We start from the raw sequence: 21,111 nt of genomic DNA, 5'->3' as shown, positions 1-21,111 counted from the left end.
ATCGCACACCACCGCCACCGCATCCGGACGCTCCACCACATACGCGGCAATCAACTCATGCACACCACCCACCCCAGGCAACCCCACCGCCGTCTCATTCCAACCCCGCACCAACGCCAACTCACCAGCACCAACCGCCGGCAAACCCGACAACGTCAAGTCAGGGCCGGCAGCAACCGCCGCCAACAACTCCACCCACAACTTCGCTATCCGCTCAACCGTCGACCGATCAAACAAATCAACACTGAACTCGAACAGCCCTCGCAGACCGTCGTCCGAGTCGGCGACGCCGAGCGTCAGATCGAACAACGTCCGGTCCTGCTCGACTCCGCCGACGGCGGCGACCTCCAGGCCGCTGAGCCCGGGCGCGTCGGGGGCGATGTTCCGGTCGTAGTTGAACATGACCTGGAACAGCGGGGTCCGGGACCGGTCACGCTCCGGCTGGAGCACGTCCACCAGCTGTTCGAACGGCAGATCCTGGTGGGCGTAGGCGCCCAACGCCACGCCCCGCACGCGGCCGACCAGATCGACGAAGGCCGGGTCGCCGCTCAGGTCGGCGCGGAGAACCAGGGTGTTGACGAAGAAGCCGATCAGATCCTCGGTCTCGGCCTGATTCCGGTTCGCGATCGGGGTGCCGACGACGATGTCGTCCTGACCGGTATAGCGGGACAGCAGGACCGTGAACGCCGCGAACAGCGTCATGAACATCGTCGCCCCGGACTGCCGCGACACCTCCCGCAGCCGCTCGGCGACCTCGTCCGGCACCTCGTAGACGACCACGCCGCCCGCCGAGGTCCGGACCGTGGGACGAGGACGGTCGGTCGGCAGTTCGAGCAGCGGCGCGCCGGCCAGGCGGTCCCGCCAGTAGCCGAGCTGCGCGTCCAGCACCGAACCGGTCAGCTGGTCCCGCTGCCACGCCGCGAAGTCCGCATACTGCACCGGGAGCGGCGGGAGCGGCGACGGTCGGCCGTCGTGGAACGCGTTGTACAGCGCGGTCAGCTCACGCCGCAGGATCCCCGCCGACCACTCGTCCAAGATGACATGGTGCGAGCACAGGCTCAGAATGTGGTCGTCCGGGGCGAGGCGGATCAGGGTTCCGCAAATCAGCGGGCCGGCGGCGAGATCGAAGGACCTGGTCACGTCTTCTGCGACGACACGCTCGGCTGCGGCCAGCGGGTCCGCTGCCTGAGTGACGTCCGTTTCGCGGAGGGCGAAACCCGTCGCCGGTTCGATGAGCTGATGTGCGGCCCCGTCCGCGTCAGCAACCAGGCGAGTGCGCAACACCTCGTGACGAGCCACCAGCTCGTCCAGTGCCGCGTGCAGCGCCGCGACGTCCAGCGCGCCGATCAACCGGATCGGCATCGGCACGTTGTAGTCCAACGACCCGGGCTCCAGCCGGTCCAGGAACCACAACCGCTGCTGGGCGAACGACAGCGGCAGCAGCCGACCGTCGCGATCCGACGGCGTGATCGGCGACGCAGCCGACAGCGACCCGGACTGGTCGACGACGGCTGCCAGGCCGGCCACCGTCGGCTGATCGAACAGTGCGGCGAGTGGGATCTCGACGTCCAGGACGGCGCGGATGCGCGATACGACGCGGGTCGCGAGGAGCGAGTGACCGCCGAGATCGAAGAAGTCATCAGTGACGCCGACCCGGTCCAGACCCAGAACCCCGGCCCAGATCCCGGCGAGGAGCTCCTCGGTGGGAGTGGACGCAGGGGTGAAGGCGTCGGACGGCTCCAGCCGGATGCCGTCGACGTTCGGCAGCGCCTTGCGATCCACTTTGCCGTTCGGCGTGCGCGGGATCTCCGACAGCTCGACGAACACCGCCGGGATCATGTACTCGGGCAGCCGCTGTCCTGCAAAATCTCGCAGTTCACTGACAGCCGGAATGCCCACGCCCGCATCGGCCGGGACCAGAAACGCCACCAGCCGCCGATCGTCGGCGCCGCCATGAGCGACCACCAGCGCGGCCGATACTCCGGGATGCGAGGTCAGTGCCGCCTCGATCTCGCCGGGCTCGATCCGGAAGCCGCGGACCTTCACCTGCTCATCGACCCGGCCCAGGAACTCCAGTTCGCCGTCGGCGCGCCGGCTCACCAGATCCCCCGTGCGATACATCCGCGAACCATCGTCGGCGGACGGATCCGGGACGAAGCGTTCCGCGGTCAAACCGGGTCGGTTGAGGTAGCCACGAGCCAGGCCAGAGCCAGCGATGTACAGCTCCCCGACCACGCCGACCGGCACCGGGTTCAGGTGGCGGTCCAGGACATGCAGGCGCGTGTTGGCAATGGGATGACCGAGCGAAACGAGATCACCGGACCTGACCTCGGCGCAGGAGGACCAGATCGTGGTCTCGGTCGGGCCGTACATGTTCCACAACTGGACACCGGCGCCGACCAGATCATCAGCCAAGTTCGACGGCAGCGCCTCACCGCCACACAACACACGCAGGCCCGGCGATGGAACCCAACCATCATCCAGCAGCATCCGCCACGTCGACGGCGTCCCCTGCACCCAACCGGCACCCGTTGCCGCAAGCAGCGAAGGCACCACTTGCGGCGACTCGGCCACCACCAACCGTGCTCCCACGGTCAGCGGCCCAAACAACTCCAGACCCGCGATATCGAACCCGAACGTCGTCACCGCCACAGCCACATCACCCGACGACAAACCCGGACGAGCAGCCATCGAACCCAGCAGATTCACCAACGAGCCCTGCGACACCACCACACCCTTGGGCCGACCTGTCGACCCCGAGGTGTAGATCACATAAGCAGCCTGATCCGGCGAAGTAATGGCCGACAAAGCAGCCGACGGCTCCGCCGCGATCCGCGCCACAACCTCCGGATCATCAAGCCACACCGTCGCAGAAACCTGCTCCGCCACACTGTCCGGCACGATCGACCGGTGCCCGACCAGCAACGACAGACCAGAGTCGGCCAGCATGAACGACAACCGATCCACCGGATAATCAGCATCCAGCGGAAGAAATGCCCCACCGGCCTTCCACACCGCCAAACACGCCACAACTAGATCCACACCCCGACCCACACACAATCCCACCACCGACTCAGCACCCACACCCAACCCGCGAAGATGCCACGCCAACCGATTCGCGCGCAGATCCAACTCCGCATAGGTCACAACGTCGCCGCCGCACTCCACCGCGACCTGATCCGAGCAACGCAGAGCCTGACCCGCGATCACGTCATGAACACCACCGACACTAGGAAGGTGCTCATCAGTAGCGTTCCACCGTGTCAGTGAGCGGTGTTCGTCAGCGGTGAGCACCGGCAGCTCCGACAGGCGCAGCTCCGCGTCACCGGCCACCGCCTCCAACAGCATCAGCAGATGCCCGGCCAAACGCTCCATCCGCGACGCGTCGAACAACGCAGTGCTGTACTTCACCGAACCGCTCAGACCGCCATCACCCGATTCGGCCAGGCCGACCGTGAGATCGAACTTCGACACCTCCGACTCCGTGCCGAACGCCGTGACTTCCAGGCCGCCCAGGCCCAGATCGGCGGCACGGTCGGCGCCGTAGTCGAACATCACCTGGAACAGCGCCGACCGCGACCGGTCCCGCTCCGGCTGCAACGCCTCCACCAGCTGTTCGAACGGCAGGTCCTGATGGTCGTACGCGCCGAGCGACACGGCGCGGACCCGGGCCAGCAGCTCGGCGAACGTCGGGTCGCCGTGAAGATCCGCGCGCAGTACCAGGGTGTTGACGAAGAAGCCGATCAAGTCCTCGGTCTCGGCCCGGTTCCGGTTCGCGACCGGGGTGCCGACCATGATGTCGTCCTGACCCGCATAGCGGGACAGCAGGACCGTGAACCCCGCGAACAGCGTCATGAACATCGTCGCGCCGGAATCGCGCGCCACCCGGTGCAGCCCCTCAGCCGTCGACGCCGGGACCTGGAACTCCACCACCGCGCCGGCCGAGGACCGGACCGCCGGACGCGGCCGGTCGCTCGGCAGCTCCAGCACCGGCGCCCCGGCCAGCCGCTCGCGCCAATATCCGAGCTGCCGGTCGAGCACCGACCCGGACAGCCACTCCCGCTGCCACATCGCGAAGTCCGCGTATTGCACGGTCAATGGCGCCAACGGCGACGGCTGGCCTTCGCGGAACGCTTCATAGTGATCGGCGAGCTCGCGCCGCAGGATCCCCACCGACCACTCGTCCGCGACCACGTGATGCAGGCACAGGCTCAGCACGTGGTCGTCCGGTCCGAGATGCATCAAGGTGCCGCGGATCAGCGGCCCGGTGGCCAGATCGAAAGGCGTCACAGCATCCGCGGCCACCGAGTCATCGGCGGCGACCAGCGGGTCGGCTTCGGCAGACAGGTCCAACAACGGCAGGTCGAACCCGATCGCCGGATCAACGAGCTGATTCACCACCCCGTCGGCGTCGGCGACCAGCCGTGTACGCAACACCTCGTGACGAACCACCAGCGCGTCGAGCGCGGCGCGCAGCGCGGCGACGTTCAGCGCGCCAGTCAGCCGGATCGGCATCGGCAGGTTGTAGTCCAGCGATCCGGGTTCCAACCGGTCCAGGAACCACAACCGCTGCTGCGCGAACGACAACGGCACCGGTCGCCCAGCACGATCCACCGGCGTGATCGGCGGCGGCGCGGCGAAGCCGAGTCGGGACGCCGCGTCGACGACACCGGCCAGACCGGACACGGTCGGTTCGTCGAACAAGGCGGCGAGTGGGATCTCGACGTCGAAGACCGCACGGATCCGCGAGACCACACGCGTGGCGAGCAGTGAGTGGCCGCCGAGGTCGAAGAAGTCGTCGGTCACGCCGACCCGGTCCAGGCCCAGGACCTCGGCCCAGATCCCGGCAAGGAGCTCCTCGGCGGGAGTGGACGGAGCGGTGAAGACGGCTGCCGAGTCCGGGCGGATTCCCTCCGGAGTCGGCAGAGCGTTGCGATCGACTTTGCCGTTCGGGGTGCGCGGGATCTCGGACAGCTCGACGAACACCGCCGGCACCATGTACTCGGGCAACCGCTGCCCGGCGAAGGCCCGCAGCTCGCCGATCGACGGCGGGCCCGCCTCCGGGTCGGCGGGCACCAGGTACGCGACCAACCGCTTGCCGCCGTCCCGGCCGAACGCGGCCACCACCGCCGCGCCGACCCCGGGATGCGCCGCCAACACGGCTTCGACCTCGCCCGCCTCGATCCGGAAGCCGCGGACCTTCACCTGCTCGTCGACCCGGCCCAGGAATTCGAGCTGCCCGTCGGCGCGACGCCGGACCAGGTCACCGGTGCGATACAGGCGCGAGCCGTCGGAACCGAACGGATCCGCGACGAACCGCTCCGCGGTCAGCCCCGCCCGGCCCCGGTAGCCCCGGGCCAGCCCGGCCCCGGCAATGGACAACTCGCCCGCCACTCCGTCCGGCACCGGGTTCAGGTGCCGGTCCAGCACATACATCCGGGTGCCGCCGAACGGCCGGCCGACCGGCGGGGGGCGGTCGGCGTCGGGCTCGCACAGCGCCAGCGACGAGCAGACCGTCGCCTCGGTCGGCCCGTAGACGTTGAGGATCCGGCGGCCGGGGGCCCAGGTCCGGACCAGGTCCGCGCTCAGCGGCTCGCCCCCGGTCACCACTGTCGTCAGACCGGTGACGTCGTCGGGATCCAGGGCGGCCACGACCGACGGCAGCACGGCGGCGACGCTCACCTCACGCCGCTTGATCAGGGCACTCAATCGCTCGGGATCGGAGCGCTCCTCCTCGGTCGCCATGACCAGGCGCGCGCCGGCCGTCAGCGCCACGCAGAGTTCGGACAGCGCGGCGTCGAAGGCGAACGAGGCGAACTGCAACACCGCGGCGTCGCCGTCGACGGCGAAGGCGGCACGCTGGGCCGCCGCCAGGCTCACCAGACCGCGGTGCGGCACCACCACGCCCTTTGGGCGGCCGGTCGAGCCCGAGGTGTAGATGACGTAGGCGGCCTGATCGGGCAGGACCGGCCGGGCCGGCGACCGGGAACCGATCGGCTCGCCGGTTTCGAACCGCGCCGGGAGTTCTGGGCGCGCCGAGTGCTCTGAGAGCTCTGGGTAATCCGGGTGCTCTGAGAGCTCTGAGAGCTCTGAGAACTCTGGAAGTTCTAGGTGCTCGGGAAGTTCTGGGTGCTCGGAAAGTTCTGGATGTTCTGGATGTTCCGGGTGTTCTGGGTGCGCTGGGTGTTCAAGGGCAGTCCCGGGAGCGTCCAGCCACACAATCGGGAGGCCGCCATCGGTCGCCGCGAGCCATGACCTGGCAGCCGTGCCCTGCGCCACCATCAGGGACGCGCCGGAATCGGTCAGCATGAAAGCCAGCCGATCGGCCGGATAGGTCGGATCAAGGGGCAGATACGCGCCGCCCGCCTTCCACACCGCCAGCACCGCCACGATCATCGACACGCCGCGTTCCAGGCACAGCCCGACCACGTCGTCGGCTCGCACGCCGGACGCGCGCAGCGTCCGTGCCAGCTGGTTCGCCCTGGTGTCGAGCTCGCCGTAGGTCAGTGAGTCGTCCCCGCACACCACCGCCACCGCCGTCGGCCGCTCGACGGCGCGCGCGGCGATCAGCTCGTGAACGGCGGCGTCGGCATCGGCTGCGGCGGTGGCGGCGTCAGCGGTGGCGGCGTTCCACTCGGTCAGGATCCTGTGACGCTCCGGCTCGTCGAGCAGCGCCAGCTCGGACACGCGGAGCCCGGGGTCGGCCGCCGCGCAGGCCAGCAGCCCGAGCAGATGGCGCACCAGCCGCTCGATCGTCGACCGGTCGAACAGCGCGGCGCTGAACTCCACCGCCCCGAGCAGACCGCCGTCGTCGGAGTCCATCAGGGTCAGCGTCAGGTCGAAGCCGGTGGCCACCGCCTCGACGACGCGATCGGTCACCCGCACCCCGGCGAGATGGTCCTCGCCGCGGGGCCGGGCGTAGTTGAACAGCACCTGGAACAGCGGGGTCCGGGACCGGTCGCGTTCGGGCTGGAGTGCGTCGACCAGCTGTTCGAACGGCAGATCCTGGTGAGCGTAGGCGGCCAGGGATCCGGCGCGCACGCGCGCCAGGAGGTCGGTGAAGGCCGGGTCGTCGGCCAGGTCGGTCCGCAATGCCAGGGTGTTGACGAAGAAACCGATGAGATCCTCGGTCTCGGCGCGGTTCCGGTTCGCGATCGGAGTCCCGATGACGATGTCGTCCTGGCCGGTGTAGCGGGACAGCAGCGCGGTGTAGGCGGCGAACAACGTCATGAACATCGTCGTGCCGCACTGCCGGGACACCGTCCGCAAGCCGGCGGCTACCTCGTCGGACACCTCGAAGCCGACCGTTCCGGCGGCCGAGGAACGGACCGCCGGGCGCGGCCGGTCGGTCGGCAGCTCCAGGAGCGGGGCGCCGGCGAGCCGCTCCCGCCAGTAGGCAAGCTGCCCGTCGAGGACCGGGCCGGTCAGCCGGTCCCGCTGCCAGACCGCGAAGTCGGCGTACTGCACAGGCAGCGGTGCCAGCGGGGACGGGTCTCCGTCGCGGAACGCGTCGTAGAGGGCTGCGAGCTCGCGGCGCAGGATCACCGCGGACCACTCGTCGGAGACGACGTGGTGCATGCACAGGCTCAGCACGTGGTCGTCCGGTCCGAGCCGGATCAGGGTGCCGCGGATCAACGGCCCGGCCGCCAGGTCGAAGGGCGCCACCGCGTCGGCGGCCACCAGGTCGTCGGCCTCGGCTGCCGGGTCCGCGGCGGCGCTGACGTCCCGTTCCCGCAGCGCGAAACCGGTCGGCGGATCGACGATCTGATACGCCACGCCGTCGGCACCAGCCACCAACCGCGTCCGGAGCACAGCGTGGCGCTCGACGATCGCGTCCAGCGCGGCTCGCAGCGCCGCGACGTCGAGGACGCCGGTCAGGTGGAAAGGCCGGGGCACGTTGTACTCGGCCGAGCCGGGTTCCAGCTGGTTCAAGAACCACAGCCGCTGCTGGGCGAAGGACAGGGGAAGGGGCACCGAGCCGTCGCGGCTGACCGGGGTGATCGACGGCGCGGACGACGAGGCTGTCGGCCCGGCGGCGTCGATCGCGGCGGCGAGGCCGGTGACGGTGGGCTGGTCGAAGATCTCGGCGAGGGCGATCTCGACGTCGAAGACGGCTCGGATGCGCGACACGACGCGGGTCGCGAGCAGGGAGTGCCCGCCAAGGTCGAAGAAGTCGTCGGTCACGCCGACCCGATCCAGACCGAGGACCTCGGCCCAGATTCCGACCAGGAGTTCCTCAGTGGGGGTCGAGGCCTCTGCGAACCCGGCGGCCAGGTCGGGGCGGACGCCGTCGGGGGCCGGCAGGGCTTTGCGATCGACTTTGCCGTTGGGGGTGCGAGGGATCGCAGATATCTCGACGAACACCGCAGGAATCATGAAGTCCGGAAGCCGGCGGCCGGTGAAGGCTCGCAGCTCACTGACAGCGGGAAGCCCGGCGCCCGGGAGGGCGGGGACCAGGTACGCGACCAGGCGTCGATCACTGCCATCACCATCGGCGACCATCACAGCGGACGACACGCCGGGATGGGTGGCCAGCACAGCCTCGACCTCGCCCGGCTCGATCCGGAAGCCGCGCACCTTCACCTGGTCGTCGACCCGGCCCAGGAACTCGACCAGACCATCGGCACGCCACCGAGCCCGATCACCGGTCCGATACATCCGCGAACCGTCGACGGCGAACGGATCAGCGACGAACCGCTCAGCCGTCAACGCTGAACGATTGCGGTAACCACGGGCCACTCCGCTGCCCGCGATATAGAGCTCGCCCGGCACACCCACGGGCACCGGGCTCAAAGACTGGTCCAGCACATACAAACGGGTATTCGGCAGCGGAGTGCCGATGGGTACCGGACCCGAACCGACAGTGTCGAGGTCGAGAACCGTGGCGGCGGCGCCGATAGTTACCTCGGTCGGGCCGTAGTGGTTGACGACCTGACGGTCCCCGCCCAATTTGAAAAGCGAACGGACCAGGTCCGGCGAAGCCGCCTCGCCGCCGAGAATCAGGGTTCGAGTAGGCAGTAGATCCGCGAGGTTGTCCTGGGCTGCGAGCGCCGCCAGATGCGAGGGAACGATCTTTAGATAGTCGACATCAGCACCCTGCACATCGGCTGAAATCCGTAGACAGCCACCGGTGGCCAGACAGGTGAAGACCATGGTGTTGGCGAAGTCCGTCACCACCGACTGCACCAGTCCGTAGCTACGCCCTACACCGCCAATACCAACCCGATCGGCGACGCCGGAGATGTAGTCGACCAAGCCGCGATGCGTGACCTGCACACCCTTCGGCCGACCGGTCGAGCCGGAGGTATAGATCACGTACGCGACCTGATCCGGCAGCACCGGCGCATCAAGCGCCACGGAGTCCTGTGCCTCGATCAGCATCCGAGTCATCAGGTCATCCAGCACGATGATCGGAATACGACCCGCAGGCAGATCACCGACCGCATCGGCACTCCCCAACACCACCGACACACCACCATCAGCCAGCAGAAACGCCAACCGATCCACCGGATAACTCGGATCCAGCGGCAGATACGCACCCCCGGCCTTCCACACCGCCAAAATCGACACCATCAGATCGGCACCAGGGTGCTGACACAGACCCACCACCGTCTCCGCACCGACACCCGACGCCCGAAGATGCCGCGCCAACCGGTTCGACGCCGCCTCCAACTCCCCATACGTCAACGACGCGTCACCGAACTCGACCGCCACCGCGTCCGGACGCTCGACCGCCTGCACGGCGACCAGCTCATGCACCCCGGCCACGCCAGGAACCGGCACGGCGGTCTCGTTCCATCCGCTCAACACCCGGCGCTCGTCCACGGTCAGAACCGGCAGCTCCGAGATCCGCAGCCCCGCTTCGCCGGCCACCGCGTCCAGCAGCGACGTCAGATGCCCGGCCATCCGTTCCACCGTCGACCGGTCGAACAACGCGGCAGCGAACTCCAACGCCGCCGCCAAGGCGCCGCCGTCGTCGGTGAACATCAGCCGCAGGTCGAACTTGGCCCGGACGACGCCGCCCGGCACCGCCTCGCCCGACACCGCCTCGTCCGGCTCGGCCACGTCGTAGTTGAACATGACCTGGAACAGCGGTGTCCGGGACCGGTCGCGGTCCACGCCCAGGGCCTCCACCAGGCGCTCGAACGGCAGGTCCTGGTGGTCGTAGGCCTCCAGGCCGGCCCGCCGGACCCGCACCAGCAGTTCGGCGAAGGTGGGATCGCCGGCGAGGTCGGTCCGTAACGCGAAGGTGTTGACGAAGAACCCGATCAGGTCCTCGATCTCGGCCCGGTTCCGGTTCGCGACCGGCGTGCCGACCACGACGTCGTCCTGGCCGGAATAACGCGACAGCAGCGCGGTCCAGGCCGCGAACAGGGTCATGAACATCGTGACGCCGTGCTCGCGGGACAGCTCACGCAGGCGCTCGGCGGTCTGCGCGCGGATCCGGAACTCCACCAGGCCGCCGTCCGCCGAGCGGACCGCCGGGCGGGGCCGGTCGGTCGGCAGCTCCAGCACCGGCGCCCCGGCCAGCCGGTCCCGCCAGTACGCGAGCTGATCCGCGAGCACCGATCCGGTCAGCCGGTCCCGCTGCCACAGTGCGAAGTCCGCATACTGCACGGCCAGGGGCGCCAACGGCGAAGGCGCTCCGGCGCGGAACGCTTCGTAGAGCACTGTCAGCTCACGACGCAGGATCCCGGCCGACCATTCGTCCGAGACGACATGGTGCATGCACAGGCTCAGCACATGCTCCTGCGCGCCGAGCCGCAGCAGCGTGCCACGGATCAGCGGCCCGGCGGCCAGGTCGAACGGCGTCGCCAGATCTGCCGCGATCACACCGCCCGCCGCCGAGAGCGGATCGGCCGCGCCGCTGACATCCGATTCCGCCAGTGCGAGCCCGGCGGGTGGGTCAATGACCTGATAGGCGACGCCGTCCGGCCCGGGGACCAGGCGCGTCCGCAGCACCTCGTGCCGCGACACCACCGCGTCCAACGCCGCTCGCAACGCCTCGACGTCCAACGCCCCGGTCAGTCGCAGGCGCATCGGCACGTTGTACTCGACCGATCCGGGTTCCAGCTGGTCCAGGAACCACAGGCGCTGCTGGGCGAACGACAGCGGCAGCGGCACCGAGGCCAACACCGGCGACGACACCGCGCCGTCGCGCGCCACCGGCACGATCGGCGGCGCCGCAGGGCCCGAGCCGGCGTCGTCGGCGCGCGCCGCCAGGTCGGCGTCGACGACGGCGGCCAGACTGGCCACTGTCGGACTGTTGAAGACCGAGGCCAGCCGCACTTCGGCACCGAACACGGCCCGGATCCGCGAGACCACCCGCGTCGCCGACAACGAGTGGCCGCCGAGCTCGAAGAAGTCGTCCCCGACGCCGATCCCGTCCAGGCCCAGAACCTCGGCCCAGATGCCGGTCAGGTGCTCCTCGGTGGGGGTGGAAGGCGCCGTGAAGGCTTCGGCCAGCTCGGGCCGGACGCCCTCCGGGGCCGGCAGGCTGTTGCGATCCACTTTCCCGTTCGGCGTCAACGGAAGAGTCGCCAGTTCCACGAACGTTGCCGGAACCATGTACTCCGGCAACCGTCGGCCGGCGAACCCCCGCAGCTCGTCGATCGACGGAAGAGACTCCCCCTCGGCCGGCACCAGATAGGCGACCAGCCGTTGGGCGTCGTCCCGTCCGAAGGCGGCCACCACCGCCGCCGCGATGTCCGGACGGGCGGTCAGCACCGCTTCGATCTCGCCCGGCTCGATCCGGAAGCCGCGGATCTTCACCTGGTCGTCGGCGCGGCCCAGGAACTCCAGCCGGTCGTCGGGGTCCCGGCGGACCAGGTCGCCGGTGCGATACATCCGGGAGCCGTCGGACGCGAAAGGGTCGGGGAGGAACCGCTCGGCGGTCAGCGGCGCACGACGGCGATACCCGCGGGCCAGAGTCGGCCCGCCGATGTACAGCTCACCCGCCACACCGACCGGCACCGGGTTCAGACGTGCGTCCAGGACATAGATGCGGGCATCGCCGATGGACTGCCCCAGCGACACCCGATCGCCGGCGACCATCTCAGCACACGAAGACCAGATGGTCGTCTCGGTCGGCCCGTACATGTTCCACAGCTCGGCACCGGACATCAGCAGGCTGTCGGCAAGGTCCGCGGGCATCGCCTCGCCGCCGCACAGGACGCGCAGGCCCGGCGTCGGGGACCAGCCGTCGTTCACGAGCATCCGATACGTGGACGGCGTCGCCTGCACCCAACTGGCACCCGCAGAAGTCAGCAGCTCCGGCAACTCCCTCGGAGATCCGGCGACTACCACGCGGGCCCCGACCGTCAGCGGTCCGAACAGTTCCAGAGCGGCGATGTCGAACCCGAACGTCGTCACGGCCACTGCGACGTCGTCGACGCTCAGTCCCGGACGGCGCGTGGCCGAGGACAACACGTGCGCCAGCGAACGATGGGAAACGACCACGCCCTTGGGGCGTCCCGTCGATCCCGAGGTGTAGATGAGGTAGGCGGCCTGATCCGCGACCACCGGTATTCGCGGAGCGTCCGACGGCCCGGCGGCGATCCGGGCCGCGACCTCGGGATCGTCCAGCCACAGCACGGGGAGATCGGAATCCGAAGCCTGATCCCGCGACCGCCATGGCGTGCCGACGGCATGCTGCCCGACCACCGAAGACGCGCCGGAATCAGCCAGCATGAACGAGAGCCGGTCCATCGGATAGGCCGGATCGAGCGGTAGGTACGCGCCCCCGGCCTTCCACACCGCCAACGCCGACACGACCAGGTCGACACCGCGTCCCAGGCACAGCGCCACCACGGTCTCCGGGCCGACGCCCCGGCCGCGGAGCTCGTGCGCCAGCCGGTTCGACGCCGCGTCCAGCTCCGCGTACGTCATCGAGACGCCGCCACTCACCACGGCGACGGCGCCCGGGCGCTCGGCGGCCCGCGCCGCGATCGACAAGTGTGGAGGTTGTGAGGACTCTGCGTCATTCCACGTGCGGTGTGAATCCACGTCCAGCTCCTGAGCCGACGCCGCTTTCGTCAGCGTCCGCGTAGTCGTCCGTATCGTGCGTGTCGCCGGTGTCGCTGGTACCACTGGTGTCGCTTATGTCGCTTATGTCGTCTACGTCGTCTATATCGGTTTCGGTGAAGACGCTCGCCTGGATCGCGAACAGCTCGGCGTAGAGACCGTCGGCCGCCATCAGGGAACTGTGAGTGCCCTGCTCGACGATCTCGCCGTCGCGGAGGACCACGATGTGGTCGGCGGTCCAGACGGTCGCGAAGCGGTGCGAGATGAGCAGGACGGTGCGGCCGTGGTAGAGCTCTCGGACGCTGTCGAACAGTGCCCGTTCGGCGCGGACGTCCAGGGAGGCAGTGGGTTCGTCGAGGATCACCAACGGTGCGTCGCGGAGGAAGGCGCGGGCCAGGGCGACCCGCTGCCACTGGCCGAGGGAAAGGTCCTGACCCGCGCCGAACTGCGGGGACAAGATGGTGCGGTAGCCCTCCGGGAGGCGGGAGAGGAACTCGTCGGCGCCGGCGGCTATAGCGGCGGTGCGGACCGGCTCGAAGTCGGGGTCGCCAGTGACCGCGCCGATCCGGATGTTCTCCTCGGCGGTGAGGGCATAGCGGATGAAGTCCTGGAACAGGACCGCGACCGACTCGCGCCAGGTTTCCTGGTCGACCGTGCGCAGATCGGTGCCGTCGACGCGCACCGCGCCGGACTCCGGCGCGTACAGGCCGGCGAGCAGTTTGGCCAGCGTGGTCTTGCCCGAACCGTTCTCGCCTACCAGGGCCACCACCTGGCCGGTCTGGATCCGCAGGTTGATCTCGTGCAGGGCGCGGCGCTGGGCGCCGTGGTAGGTGAAGGACACGTCGTCGAGCTCGATGGCTTCGAAGCCGCGCGGCAGCGCCCGGCCCGCACGGTTGCGGATCAGTGTCGGCTGGAGGGCCAGGAACTCGTCGAGGTCGCCCATCAGCGGCGCGGACTCGAAGAAGTCGGTGGTCAGCGTCATCGAGTCGAAGACCTTCTGGCTGAACAGCAGCAGGGCGCCGGCCGCCGTGGCGGTCTGGGCCAGGGTCAGGTAGTGCCGGCGGTTGAGCTCCACCAGGACCGTCGCGGACAGCGCGATCACCACGCTGCTGCCCACCGAGGACAGGACCGACCAGCGGAAGCGCCGCCTCAGGGTGGCGCGCAGCAGGTCCAGGCGCTGGTTCATCAGCGTGTGCCAGGTCCCGGACAGGTAGCCGGCCAGGTTGAAGGCGCGGATCTCCTTCGCCGGGTCGCGCGTGGTCAGCAGGCCGAACAGATAGGTCCGGCTGCGGTCGGTCGCGGTGGTCTTGCGGACGAAGCCGAAGTACTGGTCGCCGCCGCGGGTGCCGCCGTACCAGATCGGGACCACCACCAGCGCCACGCACACCGCGAGCACCCATTGCACGGTGAGCAGCGCGATCCAGATGGAGACCAGGGCGACGGCGGTCTGAACGATCGTGACCAGGCTCTGCACCATCCGGGACGGCCGGGTCTGGGCGCTGGTCGCGGCCCGTTGCAGGCGGTCGTGGAACCGGGAGTCGTCGAAGTCCGACAGGTCGGCCAGGCACGCGACCTTCAGCACCTCGCCGCAGACGTGGATGGCGGTCAGCTCGCTGAGCACCACCTTGCGGTTCGCGATGACCGCCTGGGTCAGGACACCGATCATGTTCGCGAACATGAAGATGACGATGTTCACGGCCAGGCCGGGGGCGTCCTGGCCGGCGTTGATCGCGATCAGGCCGGAGAGCATCTGCTGCGCCTGCCGGATCAGCACGAAGAATCCGAGCCCCTGGAGCAGGTCCATCACCATCACGATGACGAAGTCCCGGCGCCCGGCCGCCCAGATCAGGCGGATCGCGGCCAGGATGAGCCGGCCCATACTCCGTTTTCCTCGGGCGGCCCCGGGGTCCTGGGCCGAAACCAGATCTGCTGCACCGGTCATGGGCGGTCCACCTCGCTGACGAATGCCGACGCCGAGCGCTTCCGACGCCGCCAGCGCGGCCCGGCTCGGCTGTTCACATCCAGCGTCGCAGACGGCTCAGCCGGACTGCGGACTCCTGGTACCGGACAACCTCGATCGGTCCCGGAGCTCGAATTCCTTTTCCTGGTCGGTCATTGCACCACTGTCGGCAGATCACGGCGGATCGGTTGTTCGGTGGTCTGATGAAAACGCGCACCATCGAGTATGCGAACTCTCCGGATGTCGCAACTGTGCTAAGTCCTCGAACATCACGACGATTCTACGACGGCCTCGCGAGATCTCGGACTGTCGGCGGTATACCGGCGGTGCATGGGCGATCGCGGTTCATGATCGCGTCGGTAGCACCTTGATCGCCTTGCCGACGCGTACCTTCTCACCTGGTGTTCAGCTGCGCCACGGCGGCATTGGATCACCAAGGTGGATCTTTTGCGGCGCGGCTCGCAAGGCCTGTCAATGCTGCGTCTTTGGTGCGCCGGCACCGCCGCCAATGCCGCGTAGACACAGCTCCAAAACCACGCCGAGGGCGGACGAGACGCTTCGCCCACCAGCGGCGATCGGCATTGACCAGCCACGTCACCGGAATACTTTGGCCGAATGTCGGCAAAGGCTGGCCGAGACCATCGAATCCTGATAGAAATCTGGGCAGGCGCACAATTGTGTGCAAGAAACCTATGTGCCGAAACGCCGAAGCCATCGGGGAGAGGAGAGCCGACGATGCCGATCCCGAGCATCGGCTCCCACTCGCTGGTGGTGTTCCTGTGCCAGCTCAGTGTGCTGCTGGCGGCGGCGCTCTGTCTCGGCCGCCTCGCCGTGCGGCTGGGAGCGCCGACCCTGGTCGGCGAGCTGTGCGCGGGTGTCGTGCTGGGCCCCTCCCTGCTGGGCTGGGCGGCCCCCGGGGTGTCGCACTGGCTGCTCCCCCGGGACGCGAACCAGTTCCATCTCCTGGACGCCGCGGGCGAACTCGGGGTCGTGCTGCTGGTCGGGATCTCGGGCGCGCACATCGATCTGGATGCTGTGCGCCGCCAAGGACGGACCGCGGCGCTGTACGGGGCCGGAGGACTGGTGGTACCGCTGCTGGCCGGCTTCGGCACCGGATTCCTGGTCCCGGCCTCGCTCGCCGGAGCCCACGCTCCCGACCGGCGGGTGTTCGCGCTGTTCATCGGGATCGCGCTGTCCGCCAGCGCCATACCGGTCATCGCCAAGGCGCTGCTGGAGATGGGCCTCATGCACCGCGACGTGGGGCAGCTGATCATGGCCGCGTCGGCGCTGGACGACGTCTGCGCCTGGATGGGACTCTCACTGGTCTCGGCGATGGCGACGACCGGCCTGCACGGCTGGGCCACGGTGCGCGACGTCGCCTGGCTGGTCGGCATCATCGTGGCCGCGCCGCTGCTGCGGCCCGTCGTCCGGTGGGTACTGCGGCGCGCCGCCGGCGCGGGCGACCCGCACGTGACGCCGGCCGCCATCACGGTGCTGGTGTTCGCGGGCAGCGCCGCGACGCAGGCGCTCGGCTTCGAGGCGATCCTCGGGGCGTTCGCCGTCGGGCTGGTCATCGGCTCGTGCCCGGAGTTCGAACCGGCCGGGATGGCGCCGTTGCAGAACATCACGGTGGCGGTCCTGGCGCCGCTGTTCTTCGCGACCGCGGGGCTGCGCATGGACCTGACCGGCCTGCGGCATCCGGCCGTCCTGGGCGCCGGAGCGCTCATCGTCGCCGTGGCCGTCGTCGCCAAGGTCACCGGCGCCGGCCTCGGGGCCTGGCTGGGCCGCCGCCCGCGCTGGGAGGCGCTGGCCGTCGGCGCGGGGCTGAACTGCCGGGGCGTGGTGGAGGTCGTCATCGCGATGGTCGGACTACGGACCGGCGTGCTGTCCACCGCCGGCTACACGGTCATCGTGCTGGTCGCGATCGTGACCTCCGTGATGGCGCCGCCGACGCTGCGCCTGGCCGTCTCCCGCCTGCCCCGGTCGGCCCGGGAGGCCGACCGGGAGCGGCGCTGGGACGGCCTCGTCGGCGCCGCCGCGAGCAGCGGGAAGGGCGAGCAGCCGGTTTGAGCGGTGCGACAAGACAGAGTGCACGCCAAAGACAGAGTGCATGCCGAAGACAGAAGGCACGCCCACGAAGACAGAGTGCACTCCTGCGAAGACAGAGTTCTGTCATGCTCTGTGTGCGGGATGCGCCGAGAGTGCCGCGGCGGCCACGGTCCGTACCGGACCCGGACCGCCGCGGCCACCGCCTGGAAGGAGGCGATCGATCATGATCGAGGCTGACGGCCTCACCAAGCGCTACGCCGACAAACTGGCCGTGGACCACCTGTCGTTCACCGTGACGCCCGGGCGGGTCACCGGTTTCCTCGGCCCGAACGGCGCCGGGAAGTCGACCACGATGCGGCTGATCCTCGGCCTGGACCGCCCGACGGCCGGATCGGTGACGGTGAACGGCCGGCCGTTCTCCGCCGCCGACAACCCGATGCGGGAGGTCGGGGCGCTGCTGGACGCCAAGGCGATCCACGGCGGCCGCTCGGCCTACCACCACCTGCTGTGCCTGGCCCAGACCAACGACCTCCCGGCCCGCCGGGTCGGCGAGGTGCTGGAGATGGTCGGCCTGACCGAGGTGGCCCGCAAACGCTCCAAGGGCTTCTCCCTGGGCATGGGCCAGCGGCTCGGCATCGCCGCGGCCCTGCTCGGGGACCCCAAGGTGCTGATGTTCGACGAACCGGTCAACGGCCTGGACCCCGAGGGCATCCTGTGGATCAGGAACCTGATGAAGGCGCTGGCCGCCGAGGGCCGCACCGTGTTCGTCTCCAGCCACCTGATGTCCGAGATGCAGCACACCGCCGACCACCTGCTGGTCATCGGCCGCGGCCGGCTGATCGCCGACTGCACCGTGGAGGAGTTCATCGAGCAGAACTCCGAACAGCAGGTCCGGGTCCGCACCCCGGACACCGCCCGGATGGCCGAGCTGGTCACCGCCGCCGGCGGTCGCGCCACCACCGACGGCCCCCGGCTCCAGATCTTTCGGCTGCCGGTGGAACGGGTCGGCGACCTGGCGTTCGAGAACAACATCCGGCTGCACGAACTCACCGCGTTGCAGGCCTCGCTGGAGGAGGCGTTCATGGAACTCACCAAGGAGGCCGTCGAGTACCACGCGGCCGTCCCGGCCGGCGCGCCGGCGATCGAGGAAGCCGGAAAGGTGGAGTCCTGACATGACGACGACCACGGCCGCCGCCCTGCCGCCCGCCACCCGCCGCTCCGGCCTGCCCGGCGCCCTGCGCTCGGAGTGGACGAAGATCCGCTCCGTCCGCTCGACCGTCTACACCCTGGCGACCACGTGTGTCGTCACCATCGGCATCAGCGTCCTGTTCGCCTGGGGCCAGTCGGAGAGCACCAGCAAACAGGATCTCGCCGACTTCGACCCGGTGCGGATGTCGATGTTCGGCATCGTCTTCGGCCAGCTGGTGATCGTGGTGATCGGCGTGATGACGCTGTCCAGCGAGTACTCCACCAACATGATCCGCACCTCGCTGTCCGCCATGCCGCGCCGCGGCGTCGTCTACAGCGCCAAGCTGCTGGTCTTCACCGCCGTGGCACTGGTGACAGGCATGTTCTGCAGCTTCACGTCGTACTTCATCGGACAGATCTTCTTCCGGACCGTGCACATCCGCGAGTTGCAGGGCAACGCGCGCCATGTCATCGCCGTGCGCGACCTGTCCACCACCCTGTCCACGCCGCACGTGCTCCGGGCAGTGATCGGCGGCGGCCTGTACCTAACGGTCAGCGCCCTGCTGGCATTCGGCCTGGCCGCGCTGCTGCGCCACACGGCCGGCGCCATCACCGCCTCCATCGGCGCACTGTTCGTGACCTTCATCATGACCCAGTTCCTGCCGCACGACTGGGCGGCGAAGGTCGACAAGTGGGTCCCGTTCCTGGCCGGCAGCCAGATCTGGGGCGTCCGGAAGCTCGGCGGGTCCGATATTCCGATGTTGTCGCCGTGGACCGGATTCGCGATGTTCGCCGCGTATGCCGCGGTCGCGATCGCTTTCGGGGCTGTGCTGTTCCGGAGGCGGGACGCGTAGGGGGAAGCGAAGAAGGCAGCGCTCGCCGCCAAAGGGTCGCGGCTCAGCGCACAGGCGACGCTGCCGCTGCCGGGCGGAGGCTGCTGACCTGCGGCAATTCGATACGCTTCCGCTATGGGCATACTGCACGACTACTTCCGGGCACCCGACCTCTCGGCCGCGATCGAGTGGTCCGTCGGCCCGGACGGCGATTGGCGCCGGCACTCCGGGACCGGGCTGGAGGACAATGGCGCGGATTGGTTCGACGCCAAGGGCCTCGACCCGGATGTCGTGCTGGGACAGCTCGTGGCCTTCGCGGTCGGCGCCCCGCTCGACGTTCAGGCCTCCGCTTCCGCACCTGTCCTGGTCTGGCCCGATGCGCAAGCGTGGCCCCCGGATGAGGACCGCCCCGGGCAGGAATCGCCGTGGGAAACCGGCCTGCTCCTCCAGCGGCTGCCGGACAAGTGGGTCACCGATCTGGCCGAGATCGATGACGAGCATATGCCCATGATCGCCCTGCAATGGATGGATATTCCCGAAGCGCCGTTCTCCGGCTTCACCGTCGCCCAGGAGACCGTCGACCGGTTCCGCGCCCTGGCCCGACGGACCCGGGACCACGGCCACGGCCTGTATTGCTTGACCGTCGTCTGACCCGGTCGCGGCCCCTCAAACGAGCTGCTCCACTGCCCTGTGCAGCTGTGAGACGTGCTGCTCGCTCTCGGGCTTCATCAGAACACTGCGTAGCACGCGTGCGCCGTCGGCGTCGCGGCCGACTTCGGGGTGGCGGCGGGCGAAGGCGGCGGACGAGACACGCAGTGTGCTGAGGAAGACGGGGTCCGGGGCTGCCATGCCTTGGGCCAGGATCCGGGCCGAGGCTTGGTCGATCCCGGACAGGGTCGGGGGTTCCAGGGCCGGGAAGTAGGAGACGATGTCCAGTTCCGGGCGTTGGTAGAGCGTCAACGTCGCGCAGGAGTCGATCAGCTCCGCCCAGCTGAGCGCGGCCCGGCGGCCGGCGGCCAGGACACGTCCGAGTCCGTCCGGGGTGGGCGGCAGCAGCTGGAAGGTGAGCCACAGCGCGGCAGCCGAGGCGCCGGCACGCGAGCACTCCAGGCTGATCTCACCGAGGTGCAGCTCGGTCGACGTGAAGTAGGTATAGGGCGAATCGTGCACATAGAAGCGCCCGGCCTCGGGATCGCGGAAGATCACCGCACCGCAGCCATAGGGCTGCAAGCCGTGCTTGTGGGGGTCGATCACCACCGAATCGCAGTCCGCGATCGCCTGCCACGGCCGCGGATCGAGTCCTTCTGGGCCCTCGGCCCCGGCCAGCAGCCGAAAGAAGCCGCCATACGCTGCGTCCACATGCACCCGCACTCCATGCCGACGGCACAGCGTGAGCGCCTCGTGCACCGGATCCACCGCTCCCAGGCCAGTGGTGCCAACGGTGAGGACGACTGTGCCCACCCGACCGGCGCTCAACACCGCTTCCAACGCCTCCATGTCCATGCGGCCGAGCTCATCGACCGCAACGGCATAGCCCCGCAGGCCAAGGACTCCGCACATCCTGGCGTGGGTGTAGTGGGCCTCGGCACTGTATGCGACGCCCAGATCGGGGTGATGCTCGCGCGCCACGTACAACGCCTCCAGGTTGGCAATGGTGCCGCTACTGGTGAGGTGGCCCAAGTGGGTGGAGAAGCCGAACATCGCAGCAAGCTGTGACACGACCTCGCGTTCCATGGTCGCCGTCGCGGGACCGCCGTCCAGGGCGTGGTTGTTGGGGTTGATCAGCATCGCGGCGAGGTAGCCGACCACGGCGGCCGGGTGCGGCGGCTTGAGCATCTGGCCGGCGTAGCGCGGATGGAAGAACGGATAGTTCTCCCGCAGCCGATCGGCCAACGCGGCGAACGCGGGCGCGAATGCTTCGTCGGGCACGTCGAGCGTTGGATGCGGCTGATAGGGGCCGAAGCCGTCGGACCACGTCCGAACCGCCCGCGCCGCCTCGCCCAGCCACCGATCCAGGTCCATCTGTCCTCCGTCCGCTGTCCTGCTAGTGAATCCGTG

Annotated in this window: 7 protein-coding genes; 4 read left to right on the top strand and 3 right to left on the bottom strand. The window is 69.2% G+C overall.

All coding sequences use genetic code 11. The annotated features are described in order from the left end of the window. The coding region (locus ABD481_RS12370; protein ID WP_344665740.1) for an amino acid adenylation domain-containing protein at positions 1-12,954 on the bottom strand (12,954 nt) is incomplete at its 3' end. Between the two features lie 25 nt (positions 12,955-12,979). Next, the gene (locus ABD481_RS12365) at positions 12,980-14,902 is read right to left on the bottom strand and encodes an ABC transporter ATP-binding protein (protein ID WP_344665739.1); all 1,923 of its coding nucleotides are present in this window, start codon (positions 14,900-14,902) and stop codon (positions 12,980-12,982) included. Between the two features lie 816 nt (positions 14,903-15,718). Between ABD481_RS12365 and ABD481_RS12360 the strand changes: the two genes are divergently transcribed. The 4 genes from ABD481_RS12360 to ABD481_RS12345 all read left to right on the top strand — a co-directional run bounded on the left by ABD481_RS12360 (position 15,719) and on the right by ABD481_RS12345 (position 19,704). Then, positions 15,719-17,053 carry a cation:proton antiporter gene (locus ABD481_RS12360; RefSeq protein ID WP_344665738.1) on the top strand — a complete coding sequence of 445 codons (1,335 nt, stop codon included), beginning with the start codon at positions 15,719-15,721 and terminating at the stop codon, positions 17,051-17,053. A gap of 202 nt (positions 17,054-17,255) precedes the next feature. Continuing rightward, complete coding sequence (locus ABD481_RS12355; RefSeq protein WP_344665737.1) at positions 17,256-18,203, top strand: ABC transporter ATP-binding protein; 948 nt, start codon at positions 17,256-17,258, stop codon at positions 18,201-18,203. A 1-nt stretch (position 18,204) separates the two neighbouring features. Further along, positions 18,205-19,074 carry an ABC transporter permease subunit gene (locus tag ABD481_RS12350; RefSeq protein WP_344665736.1) on the top strand — a complete coding sequence of 290 codons (870 nt, stop codon included), beginning with the start codon at positions 18,205-18,207 and terminating at the stop codon, positions 19,072-19,074. 114 nt (positions 19,075-19,188) lie between these two features. Beyond that, positions 19,189-19,704 (top strand): hypothetical protein, encoded by a 516-nt coding sequence (locus tag ABD481_RS12345; protein WP_344665735.1) that lies wholly within the window; start codon positions 19,189-19,191, stop codon positions 19,702-19,704. A 15-nt stretch (positions 19,705-19,719) separates the two neighbouring features. On the opposite strand, the gene ABD481_RS12340 is transcribed toward ABD481_RS12345, so the two are convergent. Continuing rightward, positions 19,720-21,075, bottom strand: a complete 1,356-nt coding sequence (locus ABD481_RS12340) for a pyridoxal phosphate-dependent decarboxylase family protein (protein WP_344665734.1) — start codon at positions 21,073-21,075, stop codon at positions 19,720-19,722. Between the last annotated feature and the right edge of the window lie 36 nt (positions 21,076-21,111).

It is taken from the genome of Catenulispora yoronensis (assembly GCF_039531695.1).
In the GTDB taxonomy this organism is placed as follows: domain Bacteria; phylum Actinomycetota; class Actinomycetes; order Streptomycetales; family Catenulisporaceae; genus Catenulispora; species Catenulispora yoronensis.
The sequence above is the reverse complement of the archived record's forward strand: the minus strand, read 5'-3'. Positions and strand labels throughout refer to the sequence as shown.

Bases quoted from the DNA above. Each gene is read 5' to 3' on its own strand.
- ABD481_RS12340 (WP_344665734.1), bottom strand. From the start codon at position 21,075: ATGGACCTGGATCGGTGGCTGGGCGAGGCGGCGCGGGCGGTTCGGACG.
- ABD481_RS12360 (WP_344665738.1), top strand. From the start codon at position 15,719: ATGCCGATCCCGAGCATCGGCTCCCACTCGCTGGTGGTGTTCCTGTGC.
- ABD481_RS12365 (WP_344665739.1), bottom strand. From the start codon at position 14,902: ATGGGCCGGCTCATCCTGGCCGCGATCCGCCTGATCTGGGCGGCCGGG.
- ABD481_RS12355 (WP_344665737.1), top strand. From the start codon at position 17,256: ATGATCGAGGCTGACGGCCTCACCAAGCGCTACGCCGACAAACTGGCC.
- ABD481_RS12350 (WP_344665736.1), top strand. From the start codon at position 18,205: ATGACGACGACCACGGCCGCCGCCCTGCCGCCCGCCACCCGCCGCTCC.
- ABD481_RS12345 (WP_344665735.1), top strand. From the start codon at position 19,189: ATGGGCATACTGCACGACTACTTCCGGGCACCCGACCTCTCGGCCGCG.